The following is a 20,178-nucleotide window of genomic DNA, read 5'->3' as shown; positions in this document are numbered from 1 at the left end:
CGCGGGCTTCCCGGTGGTGGCGCCGAGCCGGGGCGTCCGGACGGCTGCAGCGCGGCCCGGCCGGCCGTCGTGGCACGGCGGGGAAGCCCGTGCCACGACGCCGTTCATGTCCTACGCGCAGTACTGCTGTTCCTTGCCGATCGACCGGTACATGCAGTCCGCGTTCTCCAGCAGCTGGAGGACCGCGTCCCGGTTCCGGCTCGTCTCACGCTCGATCACCTCGTCGGGCGGGTAGAAACCGCCGCCGCCGAAGCCGCTCGGGTACATCTCGAAGGTGTAGCCGAAGATCTTCTGTGCGCCCCACAGCCAGTCGTCGATCGACCCGTCGGTGATGTAGAGGTCGCTGGACTGCTCGGGCGTGTAGCCGTTGCTCGCGGCCATCTTCCTGCCCACGGCCGCGAACGCGTCGCGGTCGTCCTGCGTCAGGCCGGGTGCCGTGTCGGCGTTGGTGTATCCGAACGGCCACAGGACCAGCTCGCTGTACGTGTGGAAGTCGATGCCCGCCTTGATCTGCTGCTTGCCACCGACGACCCGGGAGCGGACGAAGTCGGCGACGACCTTCACCTCGGGCGCCGACTCGGGCGCGGCGCCGCGGTAGGTCTCCGAGCCGTAGGAGCCCGAGGAACCGCCGCAGCAGCCCCACTTGAAGTTCCAGTTGCGGTTCATGTCGGTGCCGACGGACGAGGAGCCGGCGTTGGGCTGCCGGTTCTTGCGCCAGCTGCGGTAGGAGCCGGTGGCGATGTCGTACTCGCCGCCGTCCGGGTTAAGGTCCGGCACGATCCATATCTCACGGCTGTTGACGGCGTTGGTGACCCGCGCGTCGGATCCGTAGCCGGCTCCCAGCTCGCGCAGCAGGTAGAGCGCCATCTCGACGGTGAGGTGCTCGCGGGCGTGCTGGTGGTGGGTGAAGAGGACCTCGGGCTCGTTCTCGTCCGTCGCCACGTTGTCGCTGATCTTGATGGCGACGATGTCGCGGCCCTGGTAGGACTTGCCGATCACGCGGCGGCTCATGATGTTCGGGTATTGCTGGAGCCGCTGGTTGATCTCCGCGTTCATCTCCGCGTAGTTGTGGTAGCGGGAGTCGGCGGGCGGGAAGTCCATCGCGCCGACGGCCTTGCCGCCGGTGCGGGCCGGCGGGGCCGGCAGGGCTTCGAGCTTGTAGCCGAGGGCCCGGAGCCGTCCGGCCTGCTCGGTGTTGGCGCTGACGACGACCGCGTGATCGTCGGCCTCGTCGACCGAGGCGCCGGTGGCGGCGAGGGCGGTGCGGTCCGCCGGGGTGGACGGTCCGTGGATCTCGTACTGCCGGACGACCTCTTCCACGGTGGCCGTGGGAGCGGCCGGGACGTCCGCGGACGCGGACGGGGACGTCGCGGTGGCGGTGAGCGGCGCCGCGACGGCGAGCGCCAGTAAGGCCGTGAAGGTGGCGGACCTTCTGCCGCGTATGCGAAGGCGCATGCTGTCTCCTGCGGTGGGGGGTACGGGGTGGGTGTCCCCGTGCGAGGCATCGTGAGGCCGTGGCATGCACTCGTCAAGGGTCCCACTCGGGCCACGGGGGCGCGCTCCCTCCCGGCGCGTGGCCCCTTGCGCGATCACCCGGCAACCGCTTTGGTGACCGGGTCACCGCATCTGATCAGGGGACGAGTGGAGAGGCGGACAGGCATGGCAGACACGGCGGACAGCGCGGACACCACGGGCACCGCAGGCACCGCGAACACCTCCAGCACCACGGACACCCCAATGCGCAGAGCCAGTTGGCGCTCCATCGGACCGGGCATCGTCGTCGCCGCGACCGGCGTCGGCGCGGGCGACCTGGTCGCCACGCTGATCGCGGGCAGCAAGTTCGGATACACCCTGCTCTGGGCGGCCGTCATCGGCTGCCTCGTGAAGATCTCCCTCGCCGAGGCCGCCGGGCGCTGGCATCTGGCCACCGGCCGCACCCTCTTCGACGGCTGGCGCAGCCTCGGCCGGTGGACCACGGTCTACTTCGTCGGCTATGTCGTCGTCTGGGGCTTCGTGTACGGCGCCGCCGCCATGTCCTCCAGCGCCCTCCCGCTCGGCGCGCTGTTCCCGGACCTCATGGACCTCAAGTGGTGGGCCGTGCTGTGCGGTCTGGCCGGGCTCGGCTTCGTCTGGTTCAACCGGTACGAGGTCTTCGAAAAGGTCATGACCGTCCTGGTCGGCGTGATGTTCGCCGTCACCGTCTACCTCGCGATCCGGGTCACTCCGAACCTCGGCTCCGCCGTCGCCGGCCTCGCCCCGGTCCTGCCGGACGGCTCGCTCGTCTACACCCTCGGTCTGATCGGCGGCGTCGGCGGCACGATCACCCTGGCGGCGTACGGCTACTGGGTCAATGCCAAGGGCTGGACCGACACCAGCTGGATGAAGGTGATGCGGCTCGACAACCGCGTCGCCTACATCACCACCGGCATCTTCGTCGTCGCCATGCTCTTCGTCGGTGCCGAGCTGCTGCACTCCTCCGGTGTCGCGCTCGCCAAGGGCGACAAGGGGCTGCTCGACCTGGGCGAGATCCTGGAGAGCCGCTACGGGGCGGCGACCGCCAAGCTGTTCCTGATCGGCTTCTTCGCGACCTCCTTCACCTCCCTCATCGGCGTGTGGCACGGCGTGAGCCTGATGTTCGCCGACTTCGTGTCCCACTTCCGCGGGAGCGGCGGCGGCGACGCGACGAACGTGGTGGCCCGGGAAAAGTCGCTGCCCTTCCGCGCCTACCTGCTGTGGCTGACCTTCCCGCCGATCAGCCTGCTCTTCCTGGACCAGCCCTTCGGCCTGGTGATCGTCTACGGCGTGATCGGTGCCTTCTTCATGCCGTTCCTCGCCCTGACCCTGGTGTGGCTGCTCAACTCCTCCCGGACCCCGCGTGAATGGCGCAACGGCTGGGTCAGCAACGGCATGCTGATCCTGGCCGGGGTGCTGTTCGTGGTGCTGTGCGTGCAGCAGGTGCGCGAATTGCCTTGGTGATCCACTCCTTGTTCGATTCCCGTAGGGTCGTGGGCAGTTGGTCCAGTCCATGGACGAGCCGCTGTGCCGTGCACCTCGGGGTGCGCGGCACGGCCACGGGGAAGAAAACGGGGAACACATGGCAAGCGAAGAGGCAAAAGGCAAGGACGCTCTTCCGGAGAGCGTCCTGTGGGCGCCGCCGGGAGCACCGGGGATGATCGCACCCAGCGGGCTGGGGGCGGGTCCCGGCGCGCCGAACATCTACGACCCGGGAGCCCCGCAGCCGCCCGCGCGGTCACAGCCGCCGGGAGTGCACGGGCCGGTCGCGCAACATGTGAAGATCGAGGCCAAGGTCCTGGAGACGGCCGCCGGAAAGGCGGACGAGATCTACGACGTCTTCTACAAGGCGGCCGCCTCCCTGGAGACCGACACGGTCGCCGCCAGGAACGCCGTGGGAGAGCTGGAGACCGGTGCCGCGCTGATCAGTTCGGCCCGGCACTGGGAGGAGCAGGCCGGGCTGGTGAGCGCCTGGATCGCCAACATCTCGGAGAGCCTCACCCTGGCCTCCCGGGACTACAAGGGCAATGAACAGGGCCTGGAGGACCGGTTCCGCCGCAACGGAGGCACCGGCGGCCTCGGTCTCCGTCCGGGGCCGGGGATCGGCCAGAACCCCGTCTACGACAGGTGGGGGTTCTGATGCCGGAGCTCTACCAGGACCTCCTCACCTCCGACTTCGGCAAGCTGACGACGCTGTCCCTGAAGTGGGGGGAGGTCACCGGGAAGATCGACGGGCTGTCCCGGCGCATGCGGGACGAGGTCCTCAAGCTGCTCAAGGACAAGGGCTACTGGGAAGGCATGGCCGCCCCGTATGCCTGGGCGCAGATCGACGACATCGAACGCCAGCTGGCCGCCGCCGCCAAGGTGGCCAAGGCGATGGAAGCCGCTCTCAAGGACGGTGCCGGCGAGCTGGCGGCCATCCAGAAGGAACTGAAGGGCGCGGTGGAAAGGGCCTGGGCCAAGGGCATGCACGTCGGGAAGGACGGCGCCCTCTCCAAGGTCGTCTCGGACGGCGTGTGCGAGGTGGGCGGCCCGGAGAAGGACGAGAAGAAGGAGATCGACGAGGCGCAGAAGGAGATCAACGACATCCTCCGCCGGGGCTCCCTCGTCGACCAGCGCCTGGCGCTCACCGCCCAGGACAACATCGGCATCGACCGGTGGTTCAACGGGGGGAAGGTCCGTTCCGACGTGGACCACACCGGCGACATCAGCATCGAGCGGATCAACGCGCTCGAACGCGACCAGCAGGGGTGGGAGGCCTATCCGGGGCGGAACGACACCACGCCGCGCGGCCTGCTCACCGACTGGGTCACCGGCACCGGCGGCAACGACCAGCACTTCACCATGGGTGACAAGTTCACCGAGCAGCTCCGGCAGAGCGACAGCATGAAGGACATCAGGGCCGACACCCTCAAGGAGTGGGAGAACGGCAACGGCGTCGGCCGAGTCAAACACAAGATCTCGTCGGACGGCTTCCTCACCCAGGTGGGCACCTACGCCAAGGACATGGCCGGCCTGTCGGGAATCGACAACCTGTGGGGCGGCGACACCAACGAGGCCCAGTCCCTGCTCGGCTCCTACGACGTCGACTACGAGGTCAAGGGCATCGACGACGACGGGAAGCTGATCGTCCAGTACACGCTCACCAATGACACCGACATGGAGTCCTTCATGCCGGGCTACCAGACGTGGCAGAAGAAGTTCAACCACGAGACCGGACCCGCCCGGGACATCGAGGAGACGATCACCTGGACCGAGCGGCTGGATCCGAAGGGGTCGTGATCTCGTGAAGATGTCGAACGTGCCCCGCCGGCTCCTCCGGACCCGGACCCGGAAGATCTCTCTCGGCCTCGCCCTGCTGGTGCTCGTCCCCGTGGGCTGCGTCTCCGTCACCCATCTGGGTCGGGAGTGCCCGCGGCCCCTCGACGGCGGGGCGGCGGTCCTCCTGCACGGCACCTACCGTGGCCCCCACGGGATGGAGATCACGCTGTCCCCGCCGGGGAAGGAGGGGAAGGCGGCCGCCGGGGTGCGGAACTGGCCCGTCGACCTCGGCGACGTCGACGCAGGCGGAGATCCGCCCGATCGGCGCTTCGACGGCTCCGGGACCTGGGACGAGGACGGGCCCGGCGGCGGCGAGGAGCTCAGGGTCAGGCTCGGGTTCGCCGCCGGCGGCCTCTGGGACGACCGCCCGGCCCGGCCCCAGTACCTGGTGGTCGGCGGCACCCCGGAGAAGCCGGTGCTGATGGAGCAGGAGGACGCCGACAGCTGCACGGACGCGGCACTGGAGCGGGTCGCCGACAGCGGCTGAGCGGGCGAACGGCCCTGGTGGATACTGGCAGCATGACCATGCCACCGCCGGGCTTCGGCCCCCCGATACCCGTACCGCAGCAGCAGCCGCAGCCCGTCTTCGGCGGCCCGGAGTTCGTCGCCCACGACAAGCACAACTCCGTCATCGTCGACCCGTCCGGGGTGGCCCTGGAAGTGGGCGGCTACACCGTGGACCTGCCCTGGGCGGGGATCGCGACCGTGCACGCCGCCCCCGCTCCGCACGGCCATGTGCTCATGGTGGCCGTCCGGCACCCGGGCGGAATGCTGTACGAGTGCCGGATCGTCGCGCGCAAGCGGGCCCAGCTCGACCAGTGGCTGGCCGAGCTGGGCCCCGTCCTGCACTTCTACCTGGCGAACCGCCCGCCGATGTGAGCTTCGGCGACGGGTACGCCGGGGCGACGTCGCCGGCGCGTGACCGCCGGGGCGGATGCGCTACGGCAGGTTGTGCACATGCGGGCCGACCGCGTTCGACCAGGCGTTGCCCGCCGTCGCGTCCCAGTTCGTCGACCAGGTCATGGCCCCGCGCAGCGCGGGGTAGGTCTTCGACGGCTTGAAGGAGCCGCAGCCGGTGCCGCGCGTCAGACAGTCCAGGGCGTTCTTCACGACCGACGGGTCGACGTACCCACTGCCGGCGCCGCGCGTGGAGGCCGGCACACCGAGGCCCACCTGGGAGGCGTCCAGGCCGCCCTCCAGCTGGATGCAGGCGAGGGCGGTCAGGAAGTCCACGGACCCCTGGGAGTAGACCTTGCCGTCGCAGCCGAGCATCGAACCGCTGTTGTAGTACTGCATGTTGACCACGGTCAGGATGTCCTTCACGGCCAGCGCCGTCCTGAAGTACTCCGTCCCGGTGTTCTGCATGTCGATCGTCTGCGGCGCCATGGTCAGGACCAGGCCCGGCCCGGCCTTCGCGGACAGCTGGCGCAGTGCCTTCGTCAGGTACGTGGAGTTGATCCCGTGCTCCAGGTCGATGTCGACCCCGCTGAAGCCGTACTCCTGCATCAGGGCGTACGCGCTGTTCGCGAAGGCCGTCGCCGACGCGTCGCTGTTGATGGTGACGTTGCCCTTCTCACCGCCGACCGAGATGATCACCGACTTGCCGGCGGTCTTCTTGGCGGCGATGTCCGCCTTGAAGTCCGCGACCGAGGCGTACCCGACGGCCGGGTCGAGGTGGAAGACGATCTGGCCGGGCGTGGCGGTGGAGTCGGCGAAGGACACCGCGATGATGTCGTACTGCGCCTGGACGTCCCGCAGTTTCTGGACGGTCGCGCCGTTGTCGAAGTTCTGCCAGTAGCCGGTCAGCGCGTGCCGCGGGACGGCCGGGCCCGGGCCGGTCCCGCCGGGTGCGGTCCGCCCCGTCACGGCGGCGGACTTCGCGGATTCGCCGGCCGCGTTGGTCGCGCTGACCTGGAATCCGTAGGAGGTGTCGGCGGCCAGCCCGGTCACGGTGGCCGAGGTGCCGGTGACCGACTGGACCTTGGTGCCGTCCCGGTAGACGTTGTATCCGGTCGCGCCGGAGACGGTGGACCAGCTCAGCGCCACCGACGAGGACGTCACGGGGCCGGCCGTGAGCCCCGCAGGGGCCGCGGGCACCACCGGGTCGGGATCGCCGCCACCGCCCCCGTCGGGCCCGAAGACGGATATGTCGTCGGCGTAGTACGGGCCCTGCCCGTACCAGCCGTGGGTGTAGACGGTCACCGACGTGGTGTTCGCTCCGGTGGTGAAGCGGGTGGTCAGCTGCTTCCAGCCGGCGGAGTCCGGCGTCCACGTCGACACGTCGGTGGTGCCGGTGCCGCTCGCGCCGAGGTAGGCGTACCCGCCCCGCACCCAGGCGCTGAGCGTGTAGGACGAGTTGGGCCTCACCGTGACGGTCTGCGCGCAGCGGGCGTTGTCCTGCCCGCCCGGGGTGGCCTTGAGCGCGGCGGTCCCGCCGTGCACCGGCGAGGAGACGACGGCGCCACTGCCGGCGGAGCAGGTCCAGTTGGCGAGACCGGCCTCGAAGCCGGCGTTCCTGGCGACATTGATGTCGGCGGCGTGCGCGCTGCCGGACCCGCCGGTGAGCGCCAGGCCGGAACCCACGGCGAGTGCCAGGGTTCCGCCGAGCCATCGGCGTCTGCGAGAGCGGTCCACTTGCTGCCTCCGGTGGGGGAGTTGTGGGGAGGTACGGAAACGGTGGCCACCGCTGGCGTAAAACTGGTCCAGACCAATCGAGTTGTCAAGACCTCTGACGGCCACTCGTATACGACTCGTCGCTCAGCCGGTCCGCCGCGTACCCCGCCACACACCCGACCGCGAGCACGGCGTTGGACATCAGCAGCCCCTCCGCCGCCAGCTCCTCCCACTGCAGCGCCATGTTCATCCCCTGTGCCGCCACCGGCACCCCGAGGGCCGCCGCCAGATGCCATCCCGGCACCTCGCGGAACGGCTCCCGGTGCAGCCGGCCCGCCGCCCATGCCGCCAGCGCCACACACACCGCGTTCGGCAGGTGAATGAGCGTCAGCCGACCCGAGAACGACTCCAGTCGCGCCTCGGTGGCCAGGTGCCCGTACACCAGCGTGGCCTGCACGTACTCCGTGACGACCAGCACCACGATCCCGGCCGCCCATGCCCGCGTCAGCGCGAACACCGCCGCGCCCCGTCCCCCCTCCGGCCCCGCGGACGGGTGGGGCCGGCCGTACCGCGCGCTCATCCCTCGCCCCCCGTCAGCCGGAGCGGATGGTCACCGCCGCGCACCTCCACGCCGCCCGCCTACTCCGCGACCGTGATCGACTCGACGATCCGGTTCACGTCCTGGGCGCCGAGCGTGCCCTTCACCACGTCGACCCGCACCGCGTACGCCTTCTTGTCCGCGTCCAGACCGGCCACGATCACCCCGGCGTACCGGGTGCCCTCCTCCGTGAACGCGAAGTCGATCCGGCGCGCCGCCCGCGCCCCTTCCGGGCCCGCGACCTCGACGTCCCTCTGCTCGCCGAGTGTCGACCCCAGGGCGATGCCCGCCTCGGCGGCGATCGCCGCCTCCTCCGCCGAGTCGGCGTCGGTGAAGCCCAGCTGCACCGAAATCATCCCGGTGGTGCGGCCGCCGTCGGTGCGGGTCGCGGCCGCCGCGTTGTGCCTGCTGCGCCCGGCGTCGCCCTGTTCCTCGAAGGCGGGCGGGTGCGCCACCGAGACGGCGGGTGTCCGCAGCGTCCCCCAGCCCTCCGGCACCTTCCCGTCGGCGGCCCGGGAGCCGCAGCCGACGGCGGTGAACACGGCGGCCGCCACCAGCCACCCGGCCCTGCTCTGCCCACTCATGGCACTCCTGTCCCCGGGGTCAGTTCGCACAGTAGCTGTACGGCACGTACGCCCGGCTGTTTCCGTTCGGAGCCCCCAGGAACTGCGCCTTGTCGAGGGTCTCCTCCTTCTTCTCGGTGGAGACGGAGAAGCCCAGGCTCAGCCCCAGATTGAGCTCGAAGCCGTACTCGGCCGCCTCGGTCCGCCCCGTGTACGCCGTCCGGCTGGACAGGCCCTCGTCGAAGAGCAGCCGACCGAACGGGTCGTCGTCGCCCGGCCTGGTCGTCGGCGCACGGTCGTCGAACATATACGCGAAGGGCGCGCCGTACTTCCCATTGCCGTCCAGCCACGCCTGGGCCACCTTCCGCCCGGCCGCCCCCTCGGCGCCCGGCTTCAGCACGACGGAGTGGGTGACGACCTCGATACCGGTGGGGTGGTCTCCGCCCTTCACCCCGCCGCTGCCGCCGCGCTTGTCGCTCTTCTCCCTGCCGTTGTCGCCGCCGGCCTTGGCGCCGTCCTTGGTCGCGCCCTTCTCCACGGTCCGGGTCATGTCGATGCGCACCAGCTCCCCGGTCTTCTTGTCGTGGGTGACGGTGATGGTCCCGGTCTGCGTGGTGGACGCCGACGACTCCCCGCCGACCGGCCCCGCCTCGTAGCCCACCTTCGTGCCGTACTCGAGGGACGCGCTGTACGTGTACGACTTGGTGCCCTTGAAGTCGTTGTCGGTCCAGGTCGCCTCGGGTGAGAACGTGAAGGTGCCGCCGAGGGTGGCGCCGAGCTTCCTCTCGTCGCCGGGGCCGATCTTCAGGCCGCCGGCCGCGCTGGTCTCCAGCGCGATCTTGCCGTGACCGATGTGGCGGTTCCCCAGCTTCTCCTCGATGCGGTCGCGCAGCTTCTCCTCCTCGGCCATGGGGCCCTTGCCGAACAGATAGAGGACGCTGCTGCCGAGACCGCCGCCGCGCGCGTTGGTGTGCCGGTTGGCGAGCTCGTACGTCTTCAGCCGCTCGATGTCGTCGCGGAACTCCTTGGCCTCGGCCTCGCTCCGGAAGACCCAGGTGTCGCCGTTGGTGACCTTGATGCCGGCGCCCAGTTCGACCTTGTCCGCACCGAACTTCCCGATCTTGGCGCCGGGCTTCCAGTCCTTCTTGGCCGCCACGGACGCCGCGTCCGTGAAGGTCATCATGACCAGCTGATCGCCGTCGTCGACCTTTCCGTCGCCGTTCTGGTCGGTGTTGGCGCGGAAGGTCTGCTGCTGGAAGCCGTACTCCTCGCCCCACTCGACGATCAGGACCTTCGCCTTGGACCCCGCCTTGTCGGAGATCGCGGAGATCTGGCAGAGCGGTGGCTCGTAGTCGGCGTCCGTCTTCGGTCCCGCCTGCGCCGGTTCACCCCCGGGGCCGCACGGGCCGCCGAAACTCAGCAGACAGCGGAACCGGGCGGCGATCGAGGCGTCGACGCCGGTGCCGATGAGCGCACCGACGATCGCGACGGCGACCACCACGACGCCCACGTACTCCGAGGTGGTGGCGCCCCGGTCGGGTATTCGACGCACTCGGCCCATCAGAAGCCCCCGTTGAAGTCACTCTTTCGGCTGACCGGAAGCGGAGATTACGTAAAGGGCGGGGGCGGTGCGTGGGTCCTGGGGCCCCAATCCGGGCCCAGTCCCGCGGGTGGGCCCACCGGAGTTCAATCGGAACTCCGCAGGTGAAACGTCACTCCGTAGATGGCATGCGCGGATGGAAAGAGCTCGGGAGGAAACCGGAGTCGATCTTCGACAAAGTGCCGTGCTGGTACAGGAGTTAACTCGTGGCCGCTTCGCCCGAATTGATCCGTGGGCATTGCGTGCACGTTGCCGTCGAGCTCCCTGAAAGGTGTTCTCTGCCTCGTAGGACGTGGATAAAGTGCTGGGGCACGAGCACGGAGAGTAGGTAACTGCGGTCGCCGGTATCCCGGTAGGCCGGAGCTGAACGGGGAACCAGCGTGCCGACCGCAATAGCTGTCACCAGTGCTGATCTGGTGCTGCCGCCCACCGATCGCCAGACGCCCACCGCCGCCCTGCTGCACGCCCCCGACGCCCAGCCGCTGGACGCCGCACTCGCCGACATGCAGGTCCTCGTCGAGCAGCACGGCTATGTCGTCGCCCTGTACCCCTCCTCCATCCCGGTGGCCCACGAACGGCGCCTGCACACCGTCCGGTCCGTGCTGGAGAGCGACCGTATCGCGCTGCTCAAACTCGACCTGCCGCCGCTCGGCGTGGCCGTACTGGTCCGCCAACTGCGGCAGCTGTCCGTCTGCGACTTCAGCGCCGGCGTCGTCGCCTCCGCCGCCCGGCTGCTCTCGCACTACATCTACGCGGGCGCGCTGCTCCACTCGGTGACCCGGCTCGACCGGGTGCCCGTCAGCCTCAAGTCCCACGCCAAGTCCTGGGTCCCCGGCTCGCAGTTCGGTGTGCTCGCCAACCCCACCCCCCAGCTCGTCCGGATCGGCGCCGGCGACGAACTCGCCGGCCCCGCCTTCGGCACGCAGCTCATGCTCGCCAAGGGACAGTCGCCCTCCGACTGGGTCACCTCGGCCCTCGCGCCGGCCTGGCGCGTCCAGGGCGTACAGGAAGCACCCCTCCCGGCGTATTCCCCGGGCTGGTGGGGAACGGCCAAGATGATCGAGTTCGCCGCCTTCCTGCCCGACATCTCCGTGCTCTACCAACTGGTTTCCTCGGTACGGCGGGAGGTGTGCACCTGGTGCGGAATCGAACTCATCGGTGATCGCTGCGGATTCTGCTCCGCCCCACTCGCCCCGGCCGAGAACCGAACGTACCCGCCCGGTGTCATGAACCAGGGAACGGCCATGCACCACGGGTCGTAATCCGCCGCCTCAAGGGGCGCACAAGGAAGCGGCGCACTCCCGGGGTCGACGCCGCGCACAGCACCGCTCTGATTGACCGATCGTCCGCCCGTCAGCCACCGTCTCCCCAACGAGGTCGTTCCTCCTATGAATTCACGGCAACGCCGCGGCATCATTCTTCTCCTCCTCTCCGTGCTCTGCGCCTTCGGCGCGTTCGCCGGCGTGCTTTCGGTGATCAGCGACGTGAATTCGAAGGTCGGTCCCGAAGTCGCCGCGTACCGGGTCAGGACCGATGTGGCCCCCTACACCGCCCTGCAGCCGAACCAGTTCGAAAAGGTCACGATGCCCAAGCGGTGGCTCTCCGCCAACGCCGTCACCGACCTCGGCGTGCTGGACGGCAAGATCGCCGTCACCCAGCTCCGCAAGGGCTCACTGCTCCAGGACGACATGATCGTCAAGCGGCCGGCCCTGGAGAACGGCCAGCAGGAGATCGCCATCATGATCGACGCCGCGACCGGCGTCGCCGGCAAGATCACCCCCGGCTCCCTCGTCAACATCTTCGCCACCTTCGACGACGAGGGGAAGGGCAAGGGCGCCCTCGCCGAGTCCCGCATCATCGTGTCCAACGCCCGCGTCATCGACGTCGGCCGGCTCACCCCGCTGGAGCCCCGCAAGGACGACCGCGGCAGCCGCGCCACCGAAGCCGTGCCCATCACCTTCGCCCTCAACACCACCGACGCCCAGCGCGTCGCCTTCGCCGAGTCCTTCGCCGTCCACGTCCGGCTGGCCCTGCTCGCCGACGGCAGCCCGACCACCCTGCGCCCCGGCGACGGCACGTACACCCTCGAAGAAGACAAGAACAAGTGAGGGCCGGATGACCACACGCATCCTCCCGGCCGTCGGTGACGCCGACGCCGCCCGATCCATCACCACCCTGCTCAGCCAGCTCCCCGACGTGGAGCCGGGCGGGCCGGTCGGTGACTCGACCTCACTGCTCGACACCCTGGCCCGGCTCGCCGCCGAGTCCCTGGACGAGCTTCCCGAGGTCGTGCTGGTCCACGAGCGGATCGGACCGGTCCCGGCCCTGGAGCTGATCCGGGAGGTCGCGCTGCGCTTCCCCGCGGTCGGAGTCGTCCTCGTCACCGCGGACGGCAGCCCCGGGCTCTACTCCGCCGCGATGGACGCCGGCGCCCGCGGCCTCGTCGTCGTCCCGATGTCGTACGAGGAGCTCGCCCAGCGCGTCCAGGCCGCGGCCGCCTGGTCGGTCGGCGTCCGCCGCCACCTCGGCCACGGCTCGGGCGACGTGTACACCGGCCCCGGCGGCACGGTCGTCACCGTCAGCGGCGCCAAGGGCGGCGTCGGTACGACCGTGATGGCCGTCCAGCTCGCTCTCGCCGCCCGGGCGTCCGGCATGAACACCGCCCTCGCCGACCTCGACCTCCAGGCCGGCGACGTCGCCTCCTACCTGGACGTGCAGTTCCGCCGCTCGGTCGTCGACCTGGCCGGCATCCAGGACATCTCCCCCCGCGTGCTCCAGGACGCCCTCTTCTCCCACCAGACCGGCATAGGGCTGCTCCTCGCCCCCGGCGACGGAGAACGGGGCGAGGAGGTCAACGACCGGGCCGTACGCCAGATCGTCAGCGCCCTGCGCCACCGCTACGAAATCGTCGTCATCGACTGCGGCACCCATATGAACAGCGCCAACGCCGCCGCGATCGAGATGGCCGACCTCACCCTGCTGGTCGCCACCCCGGACGTGGTCACCATCCGGGCGGCCAAGCGGATGGTCAGGCTCTGGGACCGGCTCCAGATCCGCAAGGCGGAGGAGACCGTGACCGTCGTCAACCGCCACACCCGGAACACCGAGATCCAGCCGCCCCTCGTCGAACGCATCACCGGCACCCGCGTCGCCAGGGTGGCCGTCCCCGCCGGCTTCAAGGAACTCCAGTCGGCCGTCGACGCCGGCCGGATGCAGGACCTGGAGGCCAAGTCCTCGGTGAAGCAGGCCATCTGGGGACTGGCGGGCGAACTCGGGCTCGTCAAGGCACCCGAGGGCGTGGAGAAACCGGGAAAGTTCCGAGGCGACCGCGGTTCGATCGGCATTCTGCGTACCAGAAACAAGTGAACGAGCGACACCTGCAGGCAACTCATCGGGCCGAGGGGGCACGTTGAACCATGGGACTTCCAGGAACGGCACGACGTGACGACCGGGGGCAGACGGTCGTCGAATTCACCGGAACACTGCCACTGATCCTGGTGACCCTCGCCCTGCTCTGGCAGGCCGCCCTGGTCGGCTACACCTTCTCGCTGGCGGGCAACGCGGCGGACAAGGGAGCACGGGCCGGAGCGGTGGCGGACCAGGGCGCGGGAGCGGCCTGCGACACGGCGGCCCGGGAGGACCTGCCGGGGTCATGGGCATCCACCATCGACTGCGGCGAGAACGGCGACATGTACCGGGCCCAGGCCCGTCTGCAGGTCCCGCTGCTCTTCCCGGGCGGCTTCGACGTACCCATCGAGATCACCGGCGACGCGTCCGCACCGATCGAGCCCGTCCGGGGGTGGTGACCATGCGTACCCCTCGCAAGGACCGCGGCCAGGCCGCCGTCGAGTACGTCGGCATGCTCGGCCTGCTGCTGTTCGTCGCCGTCGCGGTCGCCCAGCTCGGGATCGCGGTCTACGCCGCCCAGCAGGCGGGCAGCGCCTCGCGGGCCGCGGCGCGCGCGGTGTCGCAGGAAGAGGGACGCACCGCCCGGGAGGCGGGCAGGTCGGCGATGAGCGACTGGCTCGAGGCGGACTTCACCACGTCCGGATCCGGCGACGAGGTCACCGTCAAGGCCGTCGTCGGCATCCCGTCCCTCGTGCCCGGCCTCGAATTCGGCAGCGTCACCAAGAGCGCCACCATGCCCGTCACGTACGACCAGTAACAGGGAGTTGAGGACATGAGCCTGCGGGCGCGCATCAGCAGCCCCGAGCCGGCGAGCGGTCACAGCGAGAGCGACCACCTCGTCGGGGTCTACCGCGCCAAGCTGCTCGAGGAGATCGACCTCGCGGAGATGTCGGCCCTCGCGGCCGCCGAGCGCCGGGCCCGCCTCGAGCGGGTCCTCGGCCACATCATCAGCCGTGAGGGCCCGGTCCTCTCCACCGTCGAGCGTTCGCAGCTCATCCGCCGGGTCGTCGACGAGGCACTCGGCCTCGGCATCCTGGAGCCGCTCCTCGAAGACGCCTCCATCAGCGAGATCATGGTCAACGGCCCCGACCAGGTCTATGTGGAACGCGGCGGCCGGCTGGAGCAGCTGCCCCTGCGCTTCTCGTCCAACGAACAGCTCATGCAGACGATCGAGCGCATCGTGTCGACCGTCAACCGCCGGGTGGACGAGGCGAACCCCATGGTGGACGCCCGCCTCCCGAGCGGTGAGCGCGTCAACGTCATCATCCCGCCGCTCTCCCTCAGCGGCCCCATCCTCACCATCCGGCGCTTCCCGAGAGCCTTCACCCTGCAGGAGATGATCAGCCTCGGGTCGCTCGACGAGCACATGATGCTGCTGCTGGCCGGGCTCGTCCGGGCCCGGTTCAACGTGATCGTCTCCGGCGCCACCGGCACCGGCAAGACCACGCTCCTCAACGCCCTGTCCGGGCTCATCCCCGAGGGCGAGCGGATCGTCACCATCGAGGACTCCGCCGAGCTCCAGCTCCAGCAGTCCCACGTCATCACCCTGGAGTCCCGCCCGGCGAACGTCGAGGGCAAGGGCCATGTCTCCATCCGCGACCTCGTACGCAACTCCCTGCGCATGCGCCCCGACCGGATCATCGTCGGTGAGGTCCGCGGCGGCGAGACCCTCGACATGCTCCAGGCGATGTCCACCGGCCATGACGGCTCCCTCGCCACCGTCCACGCCAACAGCGCCGAGGACGCGCTGATGCGTCTGCAGACCCTCGGCTCCATGTCCGAGGTCGAGATCCCGTTCGTCGCGATCAAGGACCAGATCAACAGCGCCGTCGACGTCATCGTCCAGCTCACCAGGAACGCCGACGGCGCACGCAAGATCACCGAGATCGCCATCGTCGACTCCCACGGCCGGGAGGACTACCGCATCGTCACCGTCTGCCGCTTCAACGCCCAGCCGATGGCCGTCGACGGCCGGATCTACGGCAACTTCGAGTACTTCCCTCTGCCCCGCCGCGTCGCCGAACGCCTCTACATGAAGAGCGAGGCCATTCCCGCCGCCTTCGGAGTCGCCCAGAGCGAGGAACAGCTCGCCCTGCGCAGGACGGCCGCCTGACCCTCGTCCACCCCGCCACCGCGGCCCGCCCGCCCCGCGTCCGTCCCCCACCGCCCGTCCCCCCGTCCCCCTCGCTCCGAAGGCCCCCGACATGGACACCCGACATGGATAACCTCCCGCTCCTCACGATCGGCGTCACCCTGCTCGCCTGTCTGAGCGCCGTCATCGGCGTGCACGTCTACACCTCGGGCAAGGCACAGCAACAAGCCCTCGTGGACCGGATGTCCCAGACCGGCCCGCTCGCCCTGCCCGGCAGGCGCCGCCGCTTCGCCGGCGTCGACCGGCGACTGCGGAGGACGGCCCTCGGACGGCGCATCGAACGCAAGATCGCGGCGACGGGCCTGGACCTCACCCCCGGCGAGTACGTCGTCTACGTCGTCGCGGCACTCCTCGCCCTGTACTTCGTCGTCGCCTCCGTCTTCGCCCCGTTCTTCGGCCTCATCGCCGCCGTCATCGGCCTGTGGGGCGCCAACGCCTTCCTCAACTGGCAACTGCTCAAGCGCACCGAGAGCTTCATCAACCAGCTGCCCGAGCTCACCCGGGTCCTCGCCAACGCCACCCAGGCCGGCCTCGCCCTGCGCACCGCCATCGCCATGGCCGCCGAGGAGCTCGACGACCCGGCCGGCGAGGAACTCAAACGCGTCGCCGACCAGCTCGCCGTCGGCCGCTCCCTCGACGACGCACTGAACGACCTGGTCGAACGGCTGCCCTCGCGCGAGCTGACCGTCCTCGTCACCACCCTCATCCTGTCCAACCGGGCCGGCGGCACCATCGTCTCCTCCCTGCGCAACCTCACCGAGACCCTGGAGGAGCGCAAGGAGACCAGACGCGAGGTCAGCACCCTCCTCTCCCAGGTCAGGGTCACCGCCGTGATGGTCCCCGTACTCGGCCTCGGCTTCCTGATGATCATCAACTCGATGCGGGCCGGCGCCCTGGACGACATGACCGGCGCCTTCGCCGGCAAGGTCGCCGTCATCGTCTCCGCCGGCCTCTACGCCCTCGGCTTCTTCCTGATCAACCGACTCACCCGCGTCCGGATCTGAAAGGAGGACCCGGCTCATGGAACTGCTGCTCGCCGCCGTCACCGGACTGGCCGTGTACGGGATCTTCCACGGCATCCGCATGTACCGCGCCGACGCCAAACTCCCCGGTGACCTCGCCATCGCCCTGGAGATCGGCGCCACCCGCACCACCGCAACCGGTTCCGCCATCGACCGGATCGGCATGCGCCACGCCGACCGGGTCCTGCGCCTCATGGGCCCCAAGCGCGTCGACAAGGTCCGCCGCAGGCTCGACATGGCCGGCAACCCCGGCGGACTCACTGTCGACCGGTACGCCGCCCGTCGCGCCGTCTACACCGGACTCGGCACCCTCGCCGCACTCGCGATGCTGATGAACGGCCAGCTCGTACTGGCCGTCCTCTTCTTCGTCTACGGCTACTTCTGGACCGACGTCATCATCCGGTCCGCCATCAGCCGCCGCAAGGACGACATCGAACGCACCCTGCCCGACTTCCTCGACGTCCTCGCCGTCGTCGTCTCCGCCGGTCTCGGATTCCGCCAGGCACTGGAACGGGTCGCCGAGAAGTACGCGGGCCCCTGGGCCGACGAACTGCGCATCACCCTCCGCCAGATGGACATGGGCGTCAGCCGCCGCGACGCCTTCGAACAGCTCCGCAAACGCAACCAGTCCGAACAGGTGTCGATGTTCGTCTCCGCCCTCCAGCAGGGCGAGGAACTCGGCGCGCCGATCGTCGACACCCTCATCCAGATCGCCGACGACATGCGCCGCACCGACGCCCAGAACGCCCGCCGCAAGGCCGCCAAGGCCGTCCCCAAGGCGACGCTCATCGTCACCAGCTTCATGCTGCCCGGCACGATGATCCTCATCGCGGTCGGCTTCTACTACGCCTCGGGCGTCAACTTCGACGACATGTTCGGCGGCAGCTGAGGAGATGACCGCGATCATGGACAGAAAAGCCGCGGCACCGGCCGCCCTGCCGGCCGGCGGCGCAGCCGGCGGCGGACCCCCGGACGGCGCGCCGTCCCTGCCCATCCAGGTGAACGCCCTCCAGGCGATGTGCCGCCAGGTGTTCGGCTTCCGCATGGCGATGATCGCGCTCGCCGTACCGTTCTCCCTCGGCGACGTCGCCCCCGGCCTCGGCACCTGGCTGGTCGTCGCCGCCGTCACCGTCACCTTCATGGTGTCCTACGCCCTGCTGCGCGACTGGGAACGCTTCGGCCCCGTCCTGCTCCGCCACCCCGCGCTCCTCGCCGTCGACATGGTCTTCGGCGCCCTGCTCCTCGTCACCGCCTCACCCGAATCGACCCTCGCCTACGTCACCATCTGCACCCCCCTCCTCGCCGGCCTCGTCTACGGCTGGCGCGGCGCCGCCTTCTTCGCCGTCTGCCAGTCCCTCGTCCTGGCGGCCGCCTACGCCGTCAGCGAGCGGGCCGCCCTGAACGCGGGCGCCCTGCTCCTGCCCGGTCTGTGCCTCATCACCGGCGCGGTGGGCAGCACCTTGCGCGGCCTCGTCCTCGGCTTCGGCGCCGCAAGCCAGGCCCTCACCGAGGCCCGGGCCCGGCTCGCCGTCCACGAGGCCGTCGAACAGGAACGCGCCCGGCTCGCACGCGACATGCACGACTCGGTCGCCAAGACCCTCCACGGCGTCGCCCTCGCCGCCGACGGGCTCGCCGCCGGAGCCGACCGCATGGACCCGCTCACCGTCAAACACCAGGCGGAACTCGTCGCCCGCTCCGCCCGCCGCGCCGCCGCCGAGTCCCGCGAACTCCTCTCCGACCTGCGCCGGGACTCCGGCCTCGACGGCAGCGGCGTCGACGTCACCGCGGAACTCGCCGCCCGCGCCGCCGACTTCGAACGCCGCCACGGCCTGCGCACGACCTTCCGCCGCATCGGCGAGCAGGCAGCGCCACCGCCCGTCCCCCACGTGGTCGCCCGGCAACTGCTCACCATCGCCTCCGAGGCCATGGAGAACGCCCACCGCCACGCCCGCCCGGGCTACCTCGACGTCTCGGCCGGCGTCGTCGGCGACGTCCTGCGCGTCAGCGTCTACGACGACGGCAGCGGCCTCCCCGCCGGCACGACCCTCGACGAACTCAAGCGGGCCGGCCACTTCGGCCTCGTCGGCATGGTCGAACGCGCCGCCTCCATCGGCGCCCGCATCCGCATCGGCCGGGGCAGAGCGGCCCGGGGAACCGAAGTACGGCTGGAGATCCCCGTACGGGCCCTTCAGCCGACACCCAGCCTGCCGTACATCCCCCAGCAGCCCATCGGCAGGTGACCAGAGACCAGATGACCAGAGAACAGATGACCACATGACACGAGAGAGACGAGAGAGGAGGCCGCACCCATGCCGGACGACATCTCGCGCAGTTCGGGAGAGCAATGGACGCAGGCGCAGTCCCGGGTCTCGCAGCACACGTCGTCGCATCACACACCGGCGTCGGCGTCGGGAGACTTCCCGCCGATGCCCGCCGCTCCGACGCTCCGGGTGGTGGTCGCGGACGACAACCCGGTCGTCCGGGCCGGACTCACCGTGCTGCTGTCCGGCCGTGACGACATCGAGGTCGTCGCGGAGGCGGGGGACGGCCGCGCGGCCTACGACGCGGCGGTGCGGCACCGCCCGGACGTCATCCTGCTGGACGTCCGCATGCCCGGTGTGGACGGCATCTCGGCCCTGCCGCACCTGGTCCGGCTCGCACCGGTCCTGATGATGACCTACAGCCGCGAGAGCGCGATCGTCCACGAGGCCCTGCGCCTGGGCGCCGGCGGTTACCTGGTCCACGGCGAGTTCACCGCGGACCAGCTCGTCGACGCGGTCCGGGACATCAAACAGGGCCGGGCCCACTTCACCCCCACGGCGGCCGGCGCGCTGCTGGCCACGGTCCGCGACGGCGCACACCCGGACGGCCCCCGCGGACTGCCGGACGGCCTCGGCGAGGCGTTCACGGGCGCATACGAATCACCGGCATCCGCGCCGCAGTCTGCCGTAAGCGCCCCCCAGTTGGGCGGTCAACGACTTTCCCGAAACCCTTCGCTTTCGCAAGCGAATGTGGCACATTCTTCCTCGGGGCTGCTCACCGAGCTGAGCCACAGGGAGGTGGAGGTGATGGACCTGATCGCGTCGGGCATGACGAACCAGCAGATCGCCGCCACATGCTTCATCAGCCAGAAGACGGTCAAGAACCACATCAACCGCATCTTCGCCAAGCTGAACGCCACCAGCCGGGGCGAGGCCATCGCCATCTGGCACGCCGCGAACCGAGGAGGCCCGGCATGACCCGCCAGGCCCACTCCCGCGAATGGGCCCGCAGTTGGGCCCGCAGGCCCATGTGGGCGACCGTGCGCCCGCCGTACGTTCTGTCTGCCGCCAGCGAGACCGGCCAGGAGGAAGCCGGTACCGCGAACGGCACCAGGACTCACGCCGAAC

Annotated in this window: 20 protein-coding genes; 15 read left to right on the top strand and 5 right to left on the bottom strand. The window is 70.1% G+C overall.

Annotated elements, in window-relative coordinates:
• Positions 1 to 111: 111 nt before the first annotated feature.
• On the bottom strand, positions 112 to 1,455 hold the full coding sequence (locus tag ACY34K_RS02600) for a M14 family metallopeptidase (protein ID WP_462742888.1): 1,344 nt from the start codon (positions 1,453 to 1,455) through the stop codon (positions 112 to 114).
• A gap of 204 nt (positions 1,456 to 1,659) precedes the next feature.
• On the opposite strand from ACY34K_RS02600, the gene ACY34K_RS02595 reads away from it, so the two are divergent.
• From ACY34K_RS02595 to ACY34K_RS02575, 5 genes are all read left to right on the top strand, one after another.
• Entirely contained in the window at positions 1,660 to 2,976 is a 1,317-nt protein-coding gene (locus tag ACY34K_RS02595; RefSeq protein WP_462742885.1) for an Nramp family divalent metal transporter, read from the top strand.
• 193 nt (positions 2,977 to 3,169) lie between these two features.
• Positions 3,170 to 3,652: a hypothetical protein gene (locus ACY34K_RS02590; RefSeq protein ID WP_462742883.1), complete on the top strand. Its 483-nt coding sequence runs from the start codon at positions 3,170 to 3,172 to the stop codon at positions 3,650 to 3,652.
• Positions 3,652 to 4,794 carry a hypothetical protein gene (locus tag ACY34K_RS02585; RefSeq protein WP_462742880.1) on the top strand — a complete coding sequence of 381 codons (1,143 nt, stop codon included), beginning with the start codon at positions 3,652 to 3,654 and terminating at the stop codon, positions 4,792 to 4,794. The genes ACY34K_RS02590 and ACY34K_RS02585 overlap by 1 nt, the downstream gene beginning before the upstream one ends.
• A gap of 4 nt (positions 4,795 to 4,798) precedes the next feature.
• Entirely contained in the window at positions 4,799 to 5,320 is a 522-nt protein-coding gene (locus ACY34K_RS02580) for a hypothetical protein (protein ID WP_462742877.1), read from the top strand.
• Positions 5,321 to 5,352: 32 nt separating this feature from the next.
• Positions 5,353 to 5,712: a hypothetical protein gene (locus ACY34K_RS02575; RefSeq protein WP_462742874.1), complete on the top strand. Its 360-nt coding sequence runs from the start codon at positions 5,353 to 5,355 to the stop codon at positions 5,710 to 5,712.
• A gap of 60 nt (positions 5,713 to 5,772) precedes the next feature.
• On the opposite strand, the gene ACY34K_RS02570 is transcribed toward ACY34K_RS02575, so the two are convergent.
• From ACY34K_RS02570 to ACY34K_RS02555, 4 genes are all read right to left on the bottom strand, one after another.
• Entirely contained in the window at positions 5,773 to 7,467 is a 1,695-nt protein-coding gene (locus ACY34K_RS02570; protein WP_462742871.1) for a chitinase, read from the bottom strand.
• An 85-nt stretch (positions 7,468 to 7,552) separates the two neighbouring features.
• Positions 7,553 to 8,026, bottom strand: a complete 474-nt coding sequence (locus ACY34K_RS02565) for a hypothetical protein (RefSeq protein ID WP_462742868.1) — start codon at positions 8,024 to 8,026, stop codon at positions 7,553 to 7,555.
• Between the two features lie 59 nt (positions 8,027 to 8,085).
• Positions 8,086 to 8,628, bottom strand: a complete 543-nt coding sequence (locus tag ACY34K_RS02560) for a hypothetical protein (protein ID WP_462742866.1) — start codon at positions 8,626 to 8,628, stop codon at positions 8,086 to 8,088.
• A 19-nt stretch (positions 8,629 to 8,647) separates the two neighbouring features.
• Positions 8,648 to 10,168: a hypothetical protein gene (locus ACY34K_RS02555; protein WP_462742863.1), complete on the bottom strand. Its 1,521-nt coding sequence runs from the start codon at positions 10,166 to 10,168 to the stop codon at positions 8,648 to 8,650.
• A gap of 419 nt (positions 10,169 to 10,587) precedes the next feature.
• On the opposite strand from ACY34K_RS02555, the gene ACY34K_RS02550 reads away from it, so the two are divergent.
• The 10 genes from ACY34K_RS02550 to ACY34K_RS02505 all read left to right on the top strand — a co-directional run bounded on the left by ACY34K_RS02550 (position 10,588) and on the right by ACY34K_RS02505 (position 20,028).
• A complete protein-coding gene (locus ACY34K_RS02550) occupies positions 10,588 to 11,469 on the top strand; it encodes a hypothetical protein (RefSeq protein WP_462742860.1) in 882 nt (293 codons plus the stop codon).
• Between the two features lie 126 nt (positions 11,470 to 11,595).
• Positions 11,596 to 12,315 (top strand): Flp pilus assembly protein CpaB, encoded by a 720-nt coding sequence (gene cpaB, locus ACY34K_RS02545; protein WP_462742857.1) that lies wholly within the window; start codon positions 11,596 to 11,598, stop codon positions 12,313 to 12,315.
• A 7-nt stretch (positions 12,316 to 12,322) separates the two neighbouring features.
• Complete coding sequence (locus tag ACY34K_RS02540; RefSeq protein WP_462742854.1) at positions 12,323 to 13,573, top strand: AAA family ATPase; 1,251 nt, start codon at positions 12,323 to 12,325, stop codon at positions 13,571 to 13,573.
• Between the two features lie 50 nt (positions 13,574 to 13,623).
• Entirely contained in the window at positions 13,624 to 14,013 is a 390-nt protein-coding gene (locus ACY34K_RS02535; protein WP_462742851.1) for a TadE/TadG family type IV pilus assembly protein, read from the top strand.
• Between the two features lie 2 nt (positions 14,014 to 14,015).
• The gene (locus ACY34K_RS02530) at positions 14,016 to 14,372 is read left to right on the top strand and encodes a TadE family protein (RefSeq protein ID WP_462742849.1); all 357 of its coding nucleotides are present in this window, start codon (positions 14,016 to 14,018) and stop codon (positions 14,370 to 14,372) included.
• A 15-nt stretch (positions 14,373 to 14,387) separates the two neighbouring features.
• Positions 14,388 to 15,728 (top strand): CpaF family protein, encoded by a 1,341-nt coding sequence (locus tag ACY34K_RS02525; protein WP_462742846.1) that lies wholly within the window; start codon positions 14,388 to 14,390, stop codon positions 15,726 to 15,728.
• Between the two features lie 104 nt (positions 15,729 to 15,832).
• Positions 15,833 to 16,771 carry a type II secretion system F family protein gene (locus tag ACY34K_RS02520; RefSeq protein ID WP_462742843.1) on the top strand — a complete coding sequence of 313 codons (939 nt, stop codon included), beginning with the start codon at positions 15,833 to 15,835 and terminating at the stop codon, positions 16,769 to 16,771.
• 16 nt (positions 16,772 to 16,787) lie between these two features.
• Positions 16,788 to 17,678, top strand: a complete 891-nt coding sequence (locus ACY34K_RS02515; protein ID WP_462742839.1) for a DUF5936 domain-containing protein — start codon at positions 16,788 to 16,790, stop codon at positions 17,676 to 17,678.
• A 16-nt stretch (positions 17,679 to 17,694) separates the two neighbouring features.
• Positions 17,695 to 19,029, top strand: a complete 1,335-nt coding sequence (locus tag ACY34K_RS02510) for a sensor histidine kinase (protein ID WP_462742837.1) — start codon at positions 17,695 to 17,697, stop codon at positions 19,027 to 19,029.
• Between the two features lie 69 nt (positions 19,030 to 19,098).
• Positions 19,099 to 20,028, top strand: a complete 930-nt coding sequence (locus tag ACY34K_RS02505; protein ID WP_462742834.1) for a response regulator — start codon at positions 19,099 to 19,101, stop codon at positions 20,026 to 20,028.
• Positions 20,029 to 20,178: the final 150 nt, after the last annotated feature.

Source organism: Streptomyces sp. STAM6 (assembly GCF_054963715.1).
Note: the sequence above shows the minus strand (reverse complement) of the source record. Positions and strands in the feature narration are given on the sequence as shown.

Bases quoted from the DNA above. Each gene is read 5' to 3' on its own strand.
- ACY34K_RS02505 (WP_462742834.1), top strand. From the start codon at position 19,099: ATGCCGGACGACATCTCGCGCAGTTCGGGAGAGCAATGGACGCAGGCG.
- ACY34K_RS02600 (WP_462742888.1), bottom strand. From the start codon at position 1,455: ATGCGCCTTCGCATACGCGGCAGAAGGTCCGCCACCTTCACGGCCTTA.
- ACY34K_RS02575 (WP_462742874.1), top strand. From the start codon at position 5,353: ATGACCATGCCACCGCCGGGCTTCGGCCCCCCGATACCCGTACCGCAG.
- ACY34K_RS02560 (WP_462742866.1), bottom strand. From the start codon at position 8,628: ATGAGTGGGCAGAGCAGGGCCGGGTGGCTGGTGGCGGCCGCCGTGTTC.
- ACY34K_RS02585 (WP_462742880.1), top strand. From the start codon at position 3,652: ATGCCGGAGCTCTACCAGGACCTCCTCACCTCCGACTTCGGCAAGCTG.
- ACY34K_RS02525 (WP_462742846.1), top strand. From the start codon at position 14,388: ATGAGCCTGCGGGCGCGCATCAGCAGCCCCGAGCCGGCGAGCGGTCAC.
- ACY34K_RS02530 (WP_462742849.1), top strand. From the start codon at position 14,016: ATGCGTACCCCTCGCAAGGACCGCGGCCAGGCCGCCGTCGAGTACGTC.
- ACY34K_RS02565 (WP_462742868.1), bottom strand. From the start codon at position 8,026: ATGAGCGCGCGGTACGGCCGGCCCCACCCGTCCGCGGGGCCGGAGGGG.
- ACY34K_RS02520 (WP_462742843.1), top strand. From the start codon at position 15,833: ATGGATAACCTCCCGCTCCTCACGATCGGCGTCACCCTGCTCGCCTGT.
- ACY34K_RS02590 (WP_462742883.1), top strand. From the start codon at position 3,170: ATGATCGCACCCAGCGGGCTGGGGGCGGGTCCCGGCGCGCCGAACATC.
- ACY34K_RS02515 (WP_462742839.1), top strand. From the start codon at position 16,788: ATGGAACTGCTGCTCGCCGCCGTCACCGGACTGGCCGTGTACGGGATC.
- ACY34K_RS02595 (WP_462742885.1), top strand. From the start codon at position 1,660: ATGGCAGACACGGCGGACAGCGCGGACACCACGGGCACCGCAGGCACC.
- ACY34K_RS02510 (WP_462742837.1), top strand. From the start codon at position 17,695: ATGGACAGAAAAGCCGCGGCACCGGCCGCCCTGCCGGCCGGCGGCGCA.
- ACY34K_RS02535 (WP_462742851.1), top strand. From the start codon at position 13,624: ATGGGACTTCCAGGAACGGCACGACGTGACGACCGGGGGCAGACGGTC.
- cpaB (WP_462742857.1), top strand. From the start codon at position 11,596: ATGAATTCACGGCAACGCCGCGGCATCATTCTTCTCCTCCTCTCCGTG.
- ACY34K_RS02540 (WP_462742854.1), top strand. From the start codon at position 12,323: ATGACCACACGCATCCTCCCGGCCGTCGGTGACGCCGACGCCGCCCGA.
- ACY34K_RS02555 (WP_462742863.1), bottom strand. From the start codon at position 10,168: ATGGGCCGAGTGCGTCGAATACCCGACCGGGGCGCCACCACCTCGGAG.